This window comes from Limnospira sp. PMC 1279.21, from assembly GCF_032349615.1.
Lineage (GTDB): Bacteria > Cyanobacteriota > Cyanobacteriia > Cyanobacteriales > Microcoleaceae > Limnospira > Limnospira fusiformis.
Genome location: NZ_JARPLU010000360.1, coordinates 1 through 1,700 on the forward strand (window position 1 = coordinate 1; position 1,700 = coordinate 1,700).

Annotated in this window: 1 protein-coding gene; it reads right to left on the reverse strand. The window is 42.6% G+C overall.

All coding sequences use genetic code 11. From position 1 onward, the window contains the following. Positions 1-258: 258 nt before the first annotated feature. Positions 259-1,608, reverse strand: a complete 1,350-nt coding sequence (locus P5683_RS24550) for a recombinase (RefSeq protein WP_315641184.1) — start codon at positions 1,606-1,608, stop codon at positions 259-261. Positions 1,609-1,700 lie beyond the last annotated feature (92 nt).

Here is a 1,700-nt window from a genome sequence, read left to right on the forward strand (position 1 = left end):
GTGTGCTAAGACTGAATGGAGTGCATATTAAGTGTAACGGTACGACTATCGGGTTAAGTGTTTCCCGGTTATCCCGGCTAGAATAAGGGTTTAAGTAAAATGGCTCTGGCGGGATTTGAACCTGGTTTAAAGGCTATAACTCCTATTCTACCGTCACTCTAATGCACTCAAAAGCGATCGCACATTCAGGAGTTAGTGTAAAATGAAACCCCCTAGGTATTTAGCCTAGAGGGTATTGTGTTGTGGGTTTATTGGGGATTAATCATCAAGCTGGTAAAGAGCTCTGATAATTGCCTTAACCTCTGGTAGGTCTGGATTAATGCCAATATTAATCAGGATTTGTTTCCCCATCTCTAGTGGCAATGGTTGTTTTTGATGTCGTGTCAGGATACCTAGCTCTGTGGCAAGGTTGCGGCGTTTTTTGTACTTGCTGTCATTAATTGCCACACTGTGACCAAATGAGCGTGCCCTAATTTCCTGTGGTATCCCGTTCATCTCTCCCAGTTGATTTCCAAGATGTCGGAAAGCGTAGGCTTGGGTAAATCCCCAATTGTGATTTTTAAGCCATAACCTATGGTTATTGTTAAAACTATTAGGGTCTTTAGATGTTGTAATAGGCAAACAAACGTTATGAATCCCAAGACGGTCAATCAAAGCATTGTCTTTTGACATTGGGATAGCTAACCGTTGACCTGTTTTAGTGCTTGCCCCAAAGTAAGTAAACTCACCAATCACTAACACTAACTCAATGTTATTGGAGTCACTTATCGCGGGGAACGTTATGCCGTCAACCGTGATATCCTTGGTTAAGTTTTGTCCTGCTGCAATCTCTGATGGTCTCAATCCATATAAAGCACACATTGCCGATACCCAGCACCAACCATCACGCGCATTATTGTCTGTAACGGTACGATAATCAGTGTTGCGTTCCTTGTCTAGTAGGTTTAGTAGGGTATCCAAATCTACACTTTGAAATTTCATAAACACCGTCTGAGTTGAGTCAATTTTTTCTAGTTTCTCTAGTGCTTTTTTACAACCAGCACGTTCCGCCACTTGTTTTAGTCGGTAGTATCTATCCTTAAAGGTTTTACTACCTACCGGACTATCACCATTCTTTAACGGGCTATATAGCGCTTCCTTGATACCCTCCCAGGTGACGGAAGCATCCCAATCTGTCACTTTGTTAAATACATCTAAAAAGCAACAATTGAATGAACTTTGGTCACTAACTATATTGCGGGAACGTTTCCGTTTAGTGTTCTTGTGTACCCCATTAAAGTAATCATCTTCCATCTCTTTAAACACTTGGCGATAGGTGATTAAGTCGTTTTCCAAAGGGGTTTTGTTTTCATCAAGGATAGTAGCCTTGTACCAGTCCAGCCATTCAGACACCGACTGAAATTGTCCGTCAAGGGATTTATGAACTAACCAGGCCTTATCAACGGCCTTACGGATACCCTCAGAAGTGAACTGACAATTACATCCTCGCTGCTTACGCCCTCCCGTCTCCGGGTCAGTAGTGATGTCTAGCTGAATTGTCCCCCGGTTACGCTTAATCCTGACACCTTTGGGACATTGTTTGCGGGATAGGTTGAAAAACTCAAGAATATCTTCAAAGCCTTGATATGTACCACTATGTGTACTGTTTGATTAGGGGTCGAGAATGGAGTCGCCTCCATCCCCTCCCATTCAAAACCGTA